Raw genomic sequence first — 15,344 nt, 5'->3', positions numbered from 1 at the left:
CCCGCTTCCAGCTCCGCCACCGTCCCCCCGCTCCTCCGAACCAAGGACCGCATCCCATGGCATCGCACCCCGAAGCCGCCGCGCTGCTCGCTCGTTCTCACCGGCTCGGCTCCGATCCCCGTAACACCAACTACGCCGGCGGCAACGCCTCCGCCAAGGGCGCCGGCACCGACCCGGTCACCGGTGGCGAGGTGGAGCTGATGTGGGTCAAGGGGTCCGGCGGCGACCTCGGCACGCTCACCGAGTCGGGCCTCGCCGTGCTGCGCCTCGACCGGCTGCGCGCCCTCGCCGACGTGTACCCCGGGGTCGAGCGCGAGGACGAGATGGTCGCCGCGTTCGACTACTGCCTGCACGGCAAGGGCGGGGCGGCCCCGTCCATCGACACCGCCATGCACGGGCTCGTGGACGCCCCGCACGTCGACCACCTGCACCCCGACTCGGGCATCGCACTGGCCTGCGCGGCCGACGGGGAGAAGCTGACCGCCGAGTGCTTCGGCGACAGTGTGGTGTGGGTGCCCTGGCGGCGGCCCGGCTTCCAGCTCGGCCTCGACATCGCGGCGATCAGGAAGGCCGGCCCGCGGGCGATCGGCTGTGTCCTCGGCGGCCACGGCATCACCGCCTGGGGCGACACCTCCGAGGAGTGCGAGCGCAACTCGCTGCACATCATCCGCACCGCCGAGGCGTTCCTGGCGGAGAAGGGCAGGGCCGAGCCGTTCGGACCCGTCCTGGAGGGCTACGGCGCCCTGCCCGAGGCCGACCGCAGGGCCCGGGCCGCCGCCCTCGCACCGTACGTGCGCGCCCTCGCCTCCCAGGACCGGCCGCAGGTCGGCCACTTCGACGACTCCGCGGCCGTACTGGACTTCCTGGCCCGCGCCGAGCACCCGCGGCTCGCGGCCCTGGGCACCTCCTGCCCCGACCACTTCCTGCGCACCAAGGTCCGCCCGCTGGTGCTGGACCTTCCGCCCACCACGCCGCTGGAGGACGCGGTCGCCCGGCTGAGGGAACTGCACACCGCGTACCGCGAGGAGTACGCCGCCTACTACCAGCGGCACGCCGAGCCCGGCTCCCCCGCGATGCGCGGCGCCGACCCGGCGATCGTGCTCGTCCCCGGTGTCGGCATGTTCTCCTTCGGCAAGGACAAGCAGACCGCCCGGGTGGCGGGCGAGTTCTACCTCAACGCCGTCAACGTGATGCGGGGCGCCGAGGCCGTCTCCTCGTACGCGCCCATCGAGGAGGCGGAGAAGTTCCGCATCGAGTACTGGGCTCTGGAGGAGGCCAAGCTCCAGCGGATGCCGAAGCCCAAGCCGCTGGCCACCCGGGTGGCGCTGGTGACCGGCGCGGGCAGCGGCATCGGCAGGGCCATCGCCCATCGGCTGGTGGCCGAGGGCGCGTGCGTCGTCGTCGCCGACCTCGACGCGCGGAACGCGGCGGCCGTCGCCGAGGAGCTGGGCGGCCCCGACAAGGCCGTCGCCGTCACCGTGGACGTCACCTCGGAGGAGGAGATCGCCGCGGCGTTCCGTGCCGCGGTGCTCGCCTTCGGCGGCGTCGACCTGGTCGTCAACAACGCGGGCGTCTCCGTCTCCAAGCCCCTGCTGGAGACGTCGGCCCGGGACTGGGACCTCCAGCACGACATCATGGCCCGTGGCTCCTTCCTCGTCTCGCGCGAGGCGGCCCGCGTGATGATCGCGCAGGAACTGGGCGGCGACATCGTCTACATCGCCTCCAAGAACGCCGTCTTCGCCGGACCGAACAACATCGCCTACTCCGCCACCAAGGCCGACCAGGCCCACCAGGTCCGCCTGCTCGCCGCCGAGCTGGGCGAGCACGGCATCCGGGTCAACGGCGTCAACCCGGACGGGGTGGTGCGCGGCTCGGGCATCTTCGCCGGCGGCTGGGGCGCCCAGCGTGCGGCGGTGTACGGAGTGCCGGAGGAGAAGCTGGGCGAGTTCTACGCGCAGCGGACCATCCTCAAGCGGGAGGTGCTGCCGGAGCACGTGGCGAACGCGGTGTTCGCGCTCACCGGGGGCGAGCTGACCCACACCACCGGGTTGCACGTCCCGGTCGACGCGGGCGTGGCGGCCGCGTTCCTGCGATGAGCGCGGTCCGCAAGGCGTACGCCGCCGTCGACCTGGGCGCCTCCAGCGGACGGGTGATGGTCGGCCGGGTCGGGCCCGACACGCTGGAGCTGAGCGAGGCGCACCGGTTCCCGAACCGGCCGGTGCGGGTGCCCGAGGGGCTGCGCTGGGACGTGCTCGGGCTGTACGCCGGGGTCCTCGACGGGCTGCGGGCGGCCGGGCAGGTGGATTCCGTCGGCATCGACAGCTGGGCCGTCGACCACGGTCTGCTGGACGCCGACGGTGCCCTGCTCGGCAGCCCCGTGCACTACCGGGACTCCCGGACGGACGGCGTCGCGGAGAAGGTGTGGGCGACCGTGCCCGCCGCCGAGCTGTACGCGGCCACCGGGGTGCAGTACGCCCCGTTCAACACCCTGTACCAGCTCACGGCGGCCCGCTCGACCGCCCAGTTCGCGCACGCCAGAAGGCTGTTGCTCATTCCCGACCTGCTGACCTACTGGCTGACCGGCGAGCAGGGCACCGAACTGACCAACGCCTCCACCACCCAGCTCATCGACCCCCGCACCCGCTCCTGGGCGCACGGTGTCGCCGACCGGCTGGGCATCGACCTGAAGCTGTTCGCACCGCTGCGGCAGCCCGGCGACCGGGCGGGCCTGCTGCGGCCGGAGGTGCTGGAGGACACCGGGCTCACCGGGCCCGTTCCGGTGACGGCGGTCGGCTCGCACGACACCGCCTCGGCGGTCGCCGCCGTCCCGGCCGACACCCCGCGCTTCGCCTACATCTGCACCGGCACCTGGTCCCTCGCGGGCCTTGAGCTGGACGCGCCGGTGCTCTCCGAGGACAGCCGCGCCGCCAACTTCACCAACGAGCTGGGCCTGGACGGCACGGTCCGCTACCTGCGCAACATCATGGGGCTCTGGCTGCTCCAGGAGTGCGTGCGCGCCTGGGGCGACCCCGACCTGGGCGGCCTGCTGCGCGAGGCGGCCCAGGTGCCGGCGCTGCGCTCGGTGGTGGACGCCGGGGACGAGGCGTTCCTCGCGCCCGGCCGGATGCCGGAGCGGATCGCCGGGGCGTGCCGCGCCTCGGGGCAGCCGGTGCCCGCGACGCCCCCCGAGATCACCCGGTGCATCCTCGACTCGCTCGCCCTGGCCCACCGCCGGGCCGTGGCGGACGCCCGGCGGCTGGCCGACCGCCCGGTCGACGTGGTCCACGTCGTCGGCGGCGGCACCCGCAACGCCCTGCTGTGCCAGCTCACCGCCGACGCCTGCGGGCTGCCGGTGGTGGCGGGCGCGACGGAGGCGGCCGCGCTGGGCAACGTCCTGGTGCAGGCGCGCGCCGACGGACTGGCCGGCGACCTCGCCGACATGCGCGCCCTGCTCGCCCGCACCCAGCCACTGGCCCGCTACCGGCCACGCGGCGGCGCCGCCCGATGGCGGGAGGCGGAGGCGAGGCTCGCCGCCCGGTGAGCCGTCCCCCGCCTCCGGCGGTGCCCGCCGACTACCCTGCAACTCGTCCGACGACCCACCCCGAGGAGCCGCGATGCGTGTCGCACTGTTCCTGACCTGTGTCAACGACACGCTCTATCCGGACACCGGCCGCGCGGTCGTCAGACTGCTGAACCGGCTGGGCGTGGAGGTGGACTTCCCGATGGCCCAGACGTGCTGCGGGCAGGCCCACTACAACACCGGCTACCGGCACGAGGCGGAGCCGGCGGCCCGGCACTTCGCCGAGGTCTTCGGCGGGTACGAGGCGATCGTGACCCCGTCGGGATCGTGCGGGGCGATGGTCCGGGAGCTGTATCCCCGGATGGGTGAACGGGCGCGGGCCGAGGGACGCGGGGACACGCTGGCGCGGACCCTGGCGCCGGTGGTGCCGAGGACGTACGAGCTGACGGAGTTCCTCGTCGACGTCCTCGGGGTGACGGACGTGGGCGCGAGCTACCCGCACAAGGTCACCTACCACCCGACCTGCCACGGACTGCGCGGCCTCAGGCTCGGCGACCGCCCGCGGCGGCTGCTGGAGGCCGTCCGGGGGCTCGAGCTGGTCGAGTTGCCGGGCGCCGAGGAGTGCTGCGGGTTCGGCGGGACCTTCGCGGTGAAGAACGCGGACGTCTCGGCGGCGATGGGCGCGGACAAGGTGCGCAACGCGGAGTCGACCGGCGCCGAGGTGCTGTGCGCGGCCGACAACTCGTGCCTCATGCACATCGGCGGCACCATGAGCCGGCTCCGGGTGGGCATGCGGCCGGTGCACATCGCGGAGATCCTGGCGAGCACGGAGGAGGTACCGGCCCCATGAGCGGCACGTTCGTCGGCATGCCGGCGTTCCCGCAGGCGGCGCACGACGCCCTGGCGGACCCGACGCTGCGCGGCAACCTGCGCCACGCCACCCACACCATCCGCGCCAAACGGGCCCGTGCGGTGGCCGAGTTGCCCGACTGGGCGCGGCTGCGGGAGGCGGGCGGGCGGATCAAGGACCACACGCTGCGCCATCTGGACCGCTATCTGGAGCGGTTGGAGGAGGCGGTCACCGCCGCCGGGGGCACGGTCCACTGGGCGGTCGACGCAGACGAGGCCAACCGGATCGTCACCGAACTGGTCCGGACCACCGGCGAGTCGGAGGTCGTCAAGGTCAAGTCCATGGCCACGCAGGAGATCGGGCTCAACGAGGCCCTCGAAGCCGCGGGCATCCGCGCCTACGAGACCGACCTCGCCGAGCTGATCGTCCAGTTGGGCAGGGACCGGCCCTCGCACATCCTGGTCCCGGCCATCCACCGCAACCGGGGGGAGATCCGGGAGATCTTCGAGAGGGAGATGGGCGCGTGGGGCCGCCCGGCCCCCGAGGGTCTGACGGACACACCCGCCGATCTCGCCGAGGCCGCGCGGCTGCATCTGCGGGAGAAGTTCCTGCGCGCCAAGGTCGGCATCTCCGGCGCCAACTTCATGGTGGCCGAGACCGGCACCCTCGTCGTCGTGGAGTCCGAGGGCAACGGCCGGATGTGCCTGACCCTCCCCGAGACGCTGATCTCGGTCGTGGGCATCGAGAAGATCGTGCCCACCTGGCGGGACCTGGAGGTCTTCCTCCAGACCCTCCCCCGCTCCTCCACCGCCGAACGGATGAACCCGTACACCAGCATGTGGACGGGCACGACGGACGAGGACGGGCCTGCGGCCTTCCACCTGGTGCTGCTGGACAACGGCCGCACCGACACCCTCGCCGACGAGGTCGGCCGCCAGGCGCTGCGCTGCATCCGCTGTTCGGCCTGCCTCAACGTCTGCCCGGTGTACGAGCGGGCGGGCGGGCACGCCTACGGCTCCGTCTACCCGGGGCCGATCGGCGCCATCCTCAGTCCCCAACTGCGGGGTACGGCCAGCGAGATCGACGCCTCGCTGCCGTACGCGTCCAGCCTGTGCGGCGCCTGTTACGAGGTCTGCCCGGTCGCCATCGACATCCCCGAGGTGCTGGTGCACCTGCGGGAGCGGGTGGTGCAGGGCGGTCCGGCGGTCCGGGAGGGCAACCGGGTGGTGCTGAAGCCGGCCAAGGGGCACGCGGCCGAACGGGCGGCCATGCGGGCGGCACGCTGGGCCTTCGCGCACCCGGCCGCGCTGCGCGGCGGCCAGCGGCTCGCCTCCCGCACCCGCCGACTGCACCCGCGCACGCTGCCCGGTCCCGGCCGGGCCTGGACCGCGACCCGGGATCTGCCGCCGGTGCCCGCGGAACCGTTCCGCGACTGGTGGCAGCGGACGAACGGCGGAAAGGACGACGTCAAGTGAGCAGCAGGGAACGGGTGTTGGGCCGGGTGCGGCGCGCGCTCGCGGACGTGGCGCCGGACGAGCGGCCGTACGCGGAGGCGGTCCCGCGGGACTACCTGCGCGAGCACGGCGACCGGACGGTGGAGCAGACCGTCGACCTGCTCGCCGAGAACCTCGCGGACTACCGGGCGCTGGTGCACCGCTGCGAGTCGGCGGAGCTGCCGGATCTCCTCATGCGGCTGCTGGCCGCACGCGGCTCGGAGGAGATGCTGGTGCCTCCCGGGCTGCCGCCCGAGTGGCTGGCCGCGGCGGACCCGGTGCGGATCCACGACCGGGCGGTGGTCACCGCGCACCGGCTGGACCGGGTGGGCAGTGTGGTGACGGGGTGTGCCGTGGCGATCGCCGAGACCGGCACGATCGTCCTGGACGGCTCCCCCGACCAGGGCCGGCGCCGGATCTCGCTCATTCCGGACCACCACATCTGCGTGGTCAGGGTGCCGGAGCAGGTCGTCTCCTCCGTCCCGCAGGCCCTCGAACGCCTCGATCCGGCCCGACCGTTGACCTGGATCTCCGGTCCCTCGGCGACCAGCGACATCGAGCTGGACCGGGTGGAGGGGGTGCACGGCCCGCGCACCCTGGAGGTGGTGCTGGTGACCGGCGAACCGGCCGGAGGCCGCTGAAGGGCGGGACGGTACCGCCCCGGTTAGCGTGGGTCCATGATCCGGTTCGAGCAGGTCACCAAGCGGTTCCCGGACGGTACGACGGCCGTGGACGACCTTTCCTTCGAGGTGTCCGAGGGTGAGCTGGTCACGCTGGTGGGCCCCTCCGGCTGCGGCAAGACGACGACCATGATGATGGTGAACCGGCTGGTCGAACCCACCTCGGGGCGGATCCTGGTGAACGGCGAGGACGTCGCGCGCGTCGACCCGGTGCGGTTGCGCCGCCGGATCGGGTACGTCATCCAGCAGGGCGGCCTCTTTCCCCACCGCACGGTCCTGGACAACACGGCGACCGTGCCGGCGCTGCTCGGCTGGAAGCGGGCGAAGGCCCGGGCCCGGGCGGCGGAACTGCTGGACCTCGTGGGCCTGGACCCGAAGACGTACGGGCCGCGCTATCCGGACCAGCTGTCGGGCGGGCAGCGGCAGCGGGTGGGCGTGGCCAGGGCGCTCGCGGCCGATCCGCCGGTGCTGCTGATGGACGAGCCCTTCGGCGCGGTCGACCCGGTGGTGCGCGAGCAGCTCCAGGACGAGTTCCTGCGCATGCAGGCGGCGGCGCCCAGGACGGTGCTGCTGGTCACGCACGACATCGAGGAGGCGGTGCGACTCGGTGACCGCATCGCCGTGTACGGACAGGGCCGCGTGGAGCAGTTCGACACGCCGGGGGCGGTGCTGGGGGCGCCCGCCACGCCGTACGTCGCCGGGTTCGTGGGCGCGGACCGCGGGCTGAAGCGGCTGTCGGTCACCGAGATCCAGCCCGACGACCTCGAACAGCCGCCGGTGGCCCGCCCGGACGAGCCCGCCGGGCGGGCCGCCGAGCGGCTGCGGACCGGGGGCGCCCGGTGGGCGGTGGTCCTCGACGCGCGCGGCGACCTGCACGGCTGGGTCGGCGCCGACGATCTGGCCGCGGGCGGCACGGTCGGTGACCGGGCGCACCGGATGACGGCCTGGGTGCCGGTGGGCGCGCCGCTGAAGCAGGCGTTCGGGGTGATGCTCCAGTACGACGCCGGGTGGGTCGCGGTGCTGGACGGGGCGCGGTTCCTGGGGGTGCTGACCCCGGCGAAGCTGCACGAGGCGCTGCGCCGCTCGGTGGACGCGGACGCGCGGGGCGTGGCGCGGGGGCAGGTGCCGTTCGAGTCGGTGGCGGGCGCCTGAGGCTCACCGGGCCGGCAGGCCCCGCCTCTCGAGGTAGGCGCGGGCCACGTCGGCCGGGAGCCGGCGCCAGCTGTCCACCTGCCGGTTGAGGTCCGTCAGGTCGGCCGTGGTCAGGACGGCGTCGAGCCGGCCGAGCGCCCTGGCGACGCCGGGACCGCCCGCGCGGGCGCGGTTGACCACCGCGACCACGTGGTCGGCGTTCTGCAGGTGCCGGTCGTCGGCGAGCAGGACCAGGCCGAAGTCGTCGAGCGTGGCGTCCGTGGTGGTGGCCAGCAGCATGTCGTCGCGGCCGTCCTGCACGGCGCGCTTGGCCTGGGTGGTGCCGACGCCCTTGGGGTCGACGCCGACGACGTCGATGCCGTACACCTTCTTCAGCCCGGGTGCGCAGTACGGCCGTTGCACGCATTCGTCGCCCGCGGCGAGCCGTACCGGCAGGCGCGAGGCGCCGAGGTCGCTGAGGGTGCGCAGCCGGTGCCGCCGGGCGTAGGCGGCGCTGACCGCGAAGGCGTTCTGGTCCACGGCCCGGCCCGGGGGCAGCACGGTGAGGCCGCGGGGCGCCGCCAGCTCGCGCAGCGCCGTCATGGTGGTGCCGAGGTCGGGTGAGCCGACCGGGCGGGCGCGGGGGCCGTGCGCCTTGGCGTTCAGCCAGTCGGCGAAGGTGGCCGCGTACTCGGGCACGACGTCGATCCGCCCCGACTCCAGGGCCGGTTCGTACAGTTCCCGGTTGGCGACGGTCAGGACCGACGTCCGGTAGCCGGCCCGGTTCAGGAGCTGGGCGTACAACTGGGCGAGCAGGTCGCTCTCGGTGAAGCCGGCCGAGCCGATGGTCAGGTGGTGGCTGTCGCCGGGCGGTGCGGTGACCGCGTCCCGGTGTTCGAGGGACGGGCCGGTGGCGCAGCCGGTGAGGGCGAGGAGCGCGCACAGGGTCACGGCGGTACGGCGCCTCACCGGCCGCTCCCGGGCCGGGTGGCCGCCAGGCGTTCGGCGGCCGCGAAGACGCCCTCGACGAGCAGGGCGAACACCGCGACGAGGAAGGCGCCGGCGACCACCTGGGGCGTGCTGGCCAGGTTGAAGCCCGCGGTGATGATCCGGCCGAGTCCGCCGCCGCCCGCGAGCGCGGCGATGGTGGCGGTGGCGACGAGCTGGACGGCGGCGGTGCGCACCCCGGTGAGGATCATCGGGCGGGCGAGCGGCAGTTCGACGCGGAACAGCGTCTGCCGTCCGGTCATCCCCATGCCCCGGGCCGCCCGTACGACGCTCCGGTCGACCTCGCGCATGCCGACGTAGGCGTTGGTGAGCAGGGGCGGCACGGCGAAGAGCACCAGGGCGACCACGGCGGGCCCCTCGCCCCATCCGCCGACCGGGGTCAGCAGGAGCAGGACCAGGACGGCGAAGGTGGGCACGGCCCGGCCGGCGTTGGAGATGTTGACGGCGAGCGCGCCGCCCCTGCCGAGGTGGCCGAGGACCAGCGCGACCGGCAGCGCGATCAGGCAGCTGACGGCGAGGCACACGGAGACGAGCAGCAGGTGCTGGAGCAGCCGGTGCCGGATGCCGTCGTCGCCGGACCAGTGGGCGGGGTCGGTGAGCCAGTCCCGGGCGGCGCCGAGGGTGTTCACGCGCGGGCCGCCCGGGTCCAGGGGGTGATCAGCCGCTGCACACCCAGCAGGAGCAGGTCGGCGGCGACGGCGATCACCACGCACAGCACGGACGCGGTGAGCACCTGGGCCTTGAAGTAGCTGTTCATGCCGGCGTAGATCAGGTTGCCGAGGCCGCCGTAGCCGACGATCGCGCCGACGGTGACGAGGGAGACCGCGGAGACGGTGGCGATGCGCAGGCCGGCCATGGCGGCGGGCAGCGCGAGGGGCAGTTCGACGGTGAGCAGCAGCCGGACCGGACCGTAGCCGAGGCCGCGCGCGGCCTGCCGGGTCTCCTCCGGGACGGCACGCAGCCCGGCGAGGATGTTGCGCACCAGCAGGGTGAGCGAGTACAGCACCAGTCCGGCTACGACGAGGCCGGCCGAGAGCCCGTAGAGCGGCAGGAGCAGGGAGAACATGGCCAGCGACGGGATGGTGTAGAGGATCGTGGTCACGGCGAGGACGGGGCCGGTCGCCGGGGGCAGGCGGCGGGCCAGCACCGCGAGCGGCACGGCGAGCGCGAGGCCGATGAGCACCGCGACCGCCGTGAGCTGCACATGCTGGACGACCGCGTCGAGCAGGATGCGGCGGCGGGTGCTCAGATAGGCGCCGCAGATCCACTCGTTGCGCGCGAGGCAGTCGTGCGGGGTCGCGATCACCCTTCCATTCCACCGGGCGGCCGGGCGGCTCCGCACGGTGGACTGGGTCTTCCGGGGGGCCGGTGCCGGGCGTGTCGGCGAGGTCCCGGCTGCCCCGCCACGTGGTCTAGCGCATCCCGGCGGCGTCCAGCAGTGCGGTCACGGTCGTGGTGGTGAGGCCGTCGCCGAGGTGCTCCACCCGGGCGCCGGCGCGGGCGCTGGCGCCGTCGAAGACCAGCATGAGCTGGCGGGCGAGCAGCCCGGGGTCACGGGCGCCGCCCCGTTCGGCCTGGGTGCGCAGGCCGTGCTCCAGGCGTGCCTTGACCGTCCGGGCGACCTCGCTCGCGGGGTGCTGCGGGTCCTTCAGCTCCACCAGCACGGCGAGGTAGGGGCAGCCGAGGTAGCCGGGGTCGACGGACGCCTTCTCCACCTGCTCGAAGACGTGCAGGATCCGCTCGCGCGGGGTGCCGGCGTCCGGGTCCGCCGGCGCCAGCCGGGCCTCGTACCAGGAGATCTGCCGTTCCAGACTCGCGGCCAGCATCTCGTCCTTGCCACCGAACAGCTGGTACATCGACCGCTTGGAGACGCCGGCGGCCCGGCACAGCGCCTCGACGCCCACGGACACGCCCTCGCGGTAGACGAGCTGGGCGGCCGCGTCGAGCAGCCGGTCTCGGGGGGACGCCTTGTCGGTGGTGGCCATACGCCGAGGCTACCGCGTCCGGGACGGAAGGAAACCGATCGGTCCGCACACCGCGACCGGCGCTCGCCGGACGCCTCGGGCGCCCTCCGGAACCCCGTGACAAAAGGACTGACCAAGCGCTTAGATAGTGGCCGGACATCACCCGATCCCGCCGGAGGCCCCGTTGTTCTCATCCCTCGACGACGTCTCCGCCCGCCTCGCCGGGACCGGCTACCTGGCCTCGCCCGCCGTCGCCACCACCGTCTTCCTCGCCGCCCGGCTCGGCAAGCCGCTCCTGGTGGAGGGGCCCGCCGGGGTCGGCAAGACCGAACTGGCCAAAGCCGTCGCCGCGGTCGCCGGGGCCCGGCTGGTACGGCTCCAGTGCTACGAGGGCGTCGACGAGTCCCGGGCGCTGTACGAGTGGAACCACGCCAAGCAGCTGCTGCGCATCAGCGCGGGCCGCGACGAGAGCTGGGACGAGACCCGCACCGACATCTTCGGCGAGGAGTTCCTGCTCCCCCGCCCGCTGCTCACCGCCATCCGCGGCGACGAGCCGACCGTGCTCCTGATCGACGAGATCGACAAGGCCGACGTGGAGATGGAGGGGCTGCTGCTGGAGGTGCTCAGCGACTTCCAGGTGACCGTCCCCGAGCTGGGCACGATCACCGCCACCCGCCGCCCCTTCGTCGTGCTCACCTCCAACGCCGGCCGCGAGCTGTCCGAGGCGCTGCGCCGCCGCTGCCTGTTCCTGCACATCGGCTTCCCCGAGGAGGAGCTGGAACGGCGGATCGTACGGCTGAAGGTGCCGGACCTCGGCGAGGCGCTGGCCGGGTCGGTGGTCCGGGTGGTCGGCGCGCTGCGCGCGATGGACCTGCGCAAGGCGCCGTCCGTCGCGGAGACCGTCGACTGGGCGCGCACCCTGCTCGCCCTGGGGGCCGGCACGCTGGACGAGACGGTCGTCCGGGACACCCTCGGCGTGCTCCTCAAGCACCAGGAGGACGTCCAGAAGGCCGCCGCGAAACTCGACCTGGACGCGCTGTGACCGGTGTCGACGGGCGGATCACGGGCCTGGTGGGCGCCCTGCGCGCGCACGGCGTGCGGATCGGCACCGGCGAGACCGTGGACGCGGCCCTCGCCGCGCGCGAACTCGGCTTCGCCGACCGTGAGCTGCTGCGCGAGGGCCTGGCCGCCACGCTGCTGCACGGCGCCGCGCAGCGCGCGGTGTTCGACCCGGTCTTCGACCTGTACTTCCCGCGCGGGGTCGGCGCCCCGGACGGCGGCGGCGCGAACCGAGCGGACCTGCGCGACCGGCTCGCCGCGGCCCTGGCAGCCGACGACCGGTCGCTGCTGGCCGCGCTGGCGGCGGAGGCCGTCGACGGCTTCGGCGGCTACGGCGGCTCGTCCGGCTCGGACGGCTGGTCGGCGTACCAGGCTTTGGACCGCATCCGCCCGCAGACCCTGCTGGCCCGGGTGCGGGCCGACGTGCGGGCCCGCGACGGGGGCGCGGGGTTCGCGGACCGGCTGCTGGACGACGAGATCCGGCGGCGGATCGAGGAGTTCCGGCGGATGGTCGGGGCGGACGCGCGGCGCCGGGTCGCCGAGCGGCGCGGGCGGGACGAGATCGCCCGGCGGGCCGTCGCCCCGACCGCCGACCGGGTGGACTTCCTGTACGCGGGCCGGGACCAGCTCGCCGAGCTGCGCCGGACCGTCCAGCCGCTGGCCCGCAAGCTGGCGACCCGCCTCGCCGCGCGCCGCCGCCGGAACGCCCGCGGCACCATCGACCTGCGGCGCACCGTGCGCTCCTCGCTGTCGACGGGCGGCGTGCCGATGCGGCCGGTGCTGCGCAGGCGCCGCCCCGCCCGGCCCGAACTGGTACTGCTGTGCGACGTGTCGGGGTCGGTGTCCGGGTTCTCGGACTTCACGATGCTGCTGGTGCAGGCACTGCACGACCAGTTCAGCAAGGTCCGGGTGTTCGCCTTCGTCAACCGCCTGGACGAGGTGACCGGGTTGCTCGGGCGCGGCCACGCCGACCCGGACGGTCTCGGCGCCCGGATCCGCGCCGAGGCCACGCTCACCGGCTGGCACGGCAGCAGCGACTACGGCGTCGCCCTGGGCGAGTTCACCGAGCGGTGGGGCGCCGCGGTCGGCCCCCGGACGACGGTGTTCGTGCTCGGGGACGCCCGCACCAACATGAGCGACCCGAACCTCCCCGCCGTCCGCGAACTCGCCCGCCGGGCCCGGCGGGTGTACTGGCTCAATCCCGAGCCGCGCGCCCAGTGGGGCACCGGCGACTCGGCGGCGCCCGACTACGCCGGGCTGGTGGAGATGCACGAGTGCCGCACGGCCCGGCAGCTCGGCGCCCTGGTGGCCCGGCTGCTGCCGGTGTGACGCCGTGCGGTACGGCGTGGCGCAGTGCGGTCCGCTGTGGCGCCGTGCGGTCCGGTGTGACGCCGCGCGGTCCGCTGTGGCGCCGCACGGTCCGCTGTGGCGCCGCACGGTCCGCTGTGGCGCCGTGCGGGACGGCGTGACGCCCTGCGGCCCGGCGTGATCGACTGGGCACCGGCCGGTCGCCGCCCGCGCCCGGCTTCCGCCCGCACCCGAGGACGTACGCCATGAGCCACCCGCCCGTGCAGCTCGCCACCTTCCCCACCCCCGCCGAACCGGCGCCCCGGCTCGCCGCCGCGATCGGTCTCGGCCCGGAGGACCTGTGGGTCAAGCGGGACGATCTGACCGGGGTGGGCGGCGGCGGGAACAAGCTCCGCAAGCTGGAGTGGACGGCGGGTGCGGCGCTGGCCGAGGGCGCGGACACGCTCGTCACCACGGGCGCCCCGCAGAGCAACCACGCCCGGCTCACGGCCGCCGCGGCCGCCCGGCTGGGGCTGGCCGCCGTCCTCGTGCTGCGCGGCGCACCGGGCGACTCGCGCTCCGGGAACCTCGCCCTCGACGGCCTGCTGGGTGCGCGGCTGGTCTGGGCGGGCGACGTGGACCGGGCCGGCCTGGACGCGGCGGCGGCCGAGGTGTGCGAGCGGCTGCGCGCGTCCGGGGCCCGGCCCGCGCTGATCCCGTTCGGCGGGTCCAGCGCGCTGGGCGCACGGGGTTACGTGCGCTGCGGCGAGGAGCTGCGGGCACAGGTGCCCGGCCTGCGGACGGCGGTGGTGGCCCTCGGCTCGGGCGGCACCATGGCCGGTCTCGTCGCCGCCCTCGGTGCCGGGTCGGTGCTCGGTGTCGACGTCGGCGCGCTGGCCGATCCGGCGGCGGCGGTACGGGAGTTCGCGGCCCCGCACCTGGCCGGCGGGATCACCGTGGACGGGCTGCGGGTGCGCCGGGACCAGGTGGGCGCCGGGTACGCGACGCTCACCGGGCCGGCCGCCGAGGCGCTCCGGCTGGCCGCACGCACCGAGGGGATCGTCCTCGACCCCGTCTACACCGGGCGGGCCCTGGCCGGCCTGATCGCCGCCGTCCGGGACGGCGACGTACGGCCGGGCGAGCGGACCGTGTTCGTGCACACCGGCGGGCTGCCCGGCCTGTTCGGCCACGCGGAGGCCGTCGCGTACGCGGAGGCGGGGGCGGGGGCCCTTGCGGAGGAGGGCTGACGGACGAGGCACCGGGGCGCGCGGACGGTGGGGCCCGGCGGATCGTGAAAGGTTCGCCGGCTCCTGACCGGCAACTCCCGGCGCGGCGGCCGGCTCCTGTCGGCTAGAGCGTGTCTCTTTGATGGGTTGGTCAGTTGATCGGATATGTCTGTCCGATTAGTGATCACTGATGCGATGTGGGACCGGATCGAGCCGCTCATGCCGGCCGATCCGGTCCGGGGACGGCGCTGGGCCGATCACCGCGGCACGCTCGAGGCCATCGCGTGGAAGTACCGCACCAACTCGCCTTGCGGGACCTCCCCGAGGAGCTCGGCTCGTTTCAGACGGCCCATAAGCGGCTGATCAGGTGGGCCGTCGACGGCACGTGGGAGAAGATCTTCGTCGCCGTCCTCGCCGCAGCGGATGCCGTCGACGACATCGACTGGACCGTATCGGTCGACTCCACCGTCGTCCGGGCCCACCAGCACGCCGCGGGAGCACTCAAAGGGGAAGAACACCCCGTTCAAGGTCATCACCACCGCGGCCAACGGGACCGCCTTCCGGCCTCGCGCAAAAGAAGAGCTGCTCGGCCGGCGGCATCTTGAAGCGGTCGAGAGATCCGTTCAGCCGATGGTGAAGCGCTGGTTCTGGGCGCCTCGGTCGCAGCGGGCAGTGCGGTAGTAGCCGTTGTCCTGCTGGTAGAGGCAGCGGCCCGTGCCGACGCTTTGGAGCATGATGGCGCTGCGGGCGGCGGGTTGGACGGTGCGCCACTTCTGGTATGAGCCGCCGTTACAGCGCAGGGGGTAGACGTCGCCCCGGTCATTGCTGTCGAGGCAGCGGCCCCAGAAGTTGTTCTTGAGAGTGGTGCTGGTGTTGAGGCGGCCGTTCCACTGCCACAGGAGGCTGCCGCGTCCAGTGGTGCAGCGGTCGCCCTTGAGGCCGGTTTCGGAGGTCTCGCGCAGGCAGTCGCCATAACGGTAGTTCGCGAAGCGGCTGGTGGCGGTGACAGCCGAGGCGGGTGTGGGGGTGAGGAGGGGGAGGGCGAGGCCGGCGGGGGGGCTGTGGGCGGCGCAAGCATTAAGGGTCGGGCGGCACACACGGGGTAACCATTCAATTGTTTTAATAT

The 15,344-nt window shown here is 74.2% G+C and carries 14 protein-coding genes and 1 pseudogene; 10 read left to right on the top strand and 5 right to left on the bottom strand.

What is annotated here, in order from left to right:
- Nucleotides 1–56 precede the first annotated feature (56 nt).
- From V7E45_RS30885 to V7E45_RS30860, 6 genes are all read left to right on the top strand, one after another.
- A complete protein-coding gene (locus V7E45_RS30885; protein WP_333777516.1) occupies nt 57–2,096 on the top strand; it encodes a bifunctional aldolase/short-chain dehydrogenase in 2,040 nt (679 codons plus the stop codon).
- Nucleotides 2,093–3,541, top strand: a complete 1,449-nt coding sequence (locus tag V7E45_RS30880) for a rhamnulokinase (RefSeq protein WP_333777515.1) — start codon at nt 2,093–2,095, stop codon at nt 3,539–3,541. Before V7E45_RS30885 ends, V7E45_RS30880 begins: the two co-directional genes overlap by 4 nt.
- 73 nt (nt 3,542–3,614) lie before the next feature.
- Nucleotides 3,615–4,370: a (Fe-S)-binding protein gene (locus tag V7E45_RS30875; protein ID WP_333777514.1), complete on the top strand. Its 756-nt coding sequence runs from the start codon at nt 3,615–3,617 to the stop codon at nt 4,368–4,370.
- Nucleotides 4,367–5,845, top strand: coding sequence for a LutB/LldF family L-lactate oxidation iron-sulfur protein (locus V7E45_RS30870; protein WP_333777513.1), 1,479 nt, complete (start codon nt 4,367–4,369; stop codon nt 5,843–5,845). The genes V7E45_RS30875 and V7E45_RS30870 overlap by 4 nt, the downstream gene beginning before the upstream one ends.
- Nucleotides 5,842–6,504, top strand: coding sequence for a LutC/YkgG family protein (locus V7E45_RS30865; RefSeq protein ID WP_333777512.1), 663 nt, complete (start codon nt 5,842–5,844; stop codon nt 6,502–6,504). The genes V7E45_RS30870 and V7E45_RS30865 overlap by 4 nt, the downstream gene beginning before the upstream one ends.
- Nucleotides 6,505–6,540: 36 nt before the next feature.
- Nucleotides 6,541–7,695, top strand: a complete 1,155-nt coding sequence (locus V7E45_RS30860; RefSeq protein WP_333777511.1) for an ATP-binding cassette domain-containing protein — start codon at nt 6,541–6,543, stop codon at nt 7,693–7,695.
- Nucleotides 7,696–7,698: 3 nt separating this feature from the next.
- Here V7E45_RS30860 and V7E45_RS30855 read toward each other — a convergent pair whose 3' ends face one another.
- The 4 genes from V7E45_RS30855 to V7E45_RS30840 form a co-directional block, all read right to left on the bottom strand.
- Entirely contained in the window at nt 7,699–8,643 is a 945-nt protein-coding gene (locus tag V7E45_RS30855) for an ABC transporter substrate-binding protein (RefSeq protein WP_333777510.1), read from the bottom strand.
- Nucleotides 8,640–9,311, bottom strand: a complete 672-nt coding sequence (locus V7E45_RS30850; protein ID WP_333777509.1) for an ABC transporter permease — start codon at nt 9,309–9,311, stop codon at nt 8,640–8,642. The genes V7E45_RS30855 and V7E45_RS30850 overlap by 4 nt, the downstream gene beginning before the upstream one ends.
- Nucleotides 9,308–9,988, bottom strand: coding sequence for an ABC transporter permease (locus V7E45_RS30845; protein WP_333777508.1), 681 nt, complete (start codon nt 9,986–9,988; stop codon nt 9,308–9,310). Before V7E45_RS30845 ends, V7E45_RS30850 begins: the two co-directional genes overlap by 4 nt.
- A gap of 106 nt (nt 9,989–10,094) precedes the next feature.
- Entirely contained in the window at nt 10,095–10,667 is a 573-nt protein-coding gene (locus tag V7E45_RS30840) for a TetR/AcrR family transcriptional regulator (protein ID WP_333777507.1), read from the bottom strand.
- A gap of 163 nt (nt 10,668–10,830) precedes the next feature.
- Between V7E45_RS30840 and V7E45_RS30835 the strand changes: the two genes are divergently transcribed.
- The 4 genes and pseudogenes from V7E45_RS30835 to V7E45_RS30820 all read left to right on the top strand — a co-directional run.
- A complete protein-coding gene (locus V7E45_RS30835; RefSeq protein WP_333777505.1) occupies nt 10,831–11,688 on the top strand; it encodes an AAA family ATPase in 858 nt (285 codons plus the stop codon).
- A complete protein-coding gene (locus tag V7E45_RS30830) occupies nt 11,685–13,034 on the top strand; it encodes a vWA domain-containing protein (RefSeq protein WP_333777504.1) in 1,350 nt (449 codons plus the stop codon). Before V7E45_RS30835 ends, V7E45_RS30830 begins: the two co-directional genes overlap by 4 nt.
- A 224-nt stretch (nt 13,035–13,258) precedes the next feature.
- Entirely contained in the window at nt 13,259–14,239 is a 981-nt protein-coding gene (locus V7E45_RS30825) for a pyridoxal-phosphate dependent enzyme (protein WP_333777503.1), read from the top strand.
- 144 nt (nt 14,240–14,383) lie between these two features.
- Nucleotides 14,384–14,724, top strand: a pseudogene (locus tag V7E45_RS30820) (transposase); the annotation flags it as partial.
- A gap of 117 nt (nt 14,725–14,841) precedes the next feature.
- Here the strand turns inward: V7E45_RS30820 and V7E45_RS30815 are convergent.
- Nucleotides 14,842–15,342, bottom strand: a complete 501-nt coding sequence (locus V7E45_RS30815; protein WP_443056294.1) for an RICIN domain-containing protein — start codon at nt 15,340–15,342, stop codon at nt 14,842–14,844.
- Nucleotides 15,343–15,344: the final 2 nt, after the last annotated feature.

This window comes from Streptomyces sp. IBSBF 3136, assembly GCF_036815105.1.
Taxonomy (GTDB): Bacteria; Actinomycetota; Actinomycetes; order Streptomycetales; family Streptomycetaceae; genus Streptomyces.
This window is presented reverse-complemented; position numbering and strand designations above follow the sequence as displayed.

Excerpts from the sequence above, each read along its gene's own strand:
- V7E45_RS30885 (WP_333777516.1), top strand. The coding sequence starts at position 57 with ATGGCATCGCACCCCGAAGCCGCCGCGCTGCTCGCTCGTTCTCACCGG.
- V7E45_RS30880 (WP_333777515.1), top strand. The coding sequence starts at position 2,093 with ATGAGCGCGGTCCGCAAGGCGTACGCCGCCGTCGACCTGGGCGCCTCC.
- V7E45_RS30875 (WP_333777514.1), top strand. The coding sequence starts at position 3,615 with ATGCGTGTCGCACTGTTCCTGACCTGTGTCAACGACACGCTCTATCCG.
- V7E45_RS30870 (WP_333777513.1), top strand. The coding sequence starts at position 4,367 with ATGAGCGGCACGTTCGTCGGCATGCCGGCGTTCCCGCAGGCGGCGCAC.
- V7E45_RS30860 (WP_333777511.1), top strand. The coding sequence starts at position 6,541 with ATGATCCGGTTCGAGCAGGTCACCAAGCGGTTCCCGGACGGTACGACG.
- V7E45_RS30840 (WP_333777507.1), bottom strand. The coding sequence starts at position 10,667 with ATGGCCACCACCGACAAGGCGTCCCCCCGAGACCGGCTGCTCGACGCG.
- V7E45_RS30825 (WP_333777503.1), top strand. The coding sequence starts at position 13,259 with ATGAGCCACCCGCCCGTGCAGCTCGCCACCTTCCCCACCCCCGCCGAA.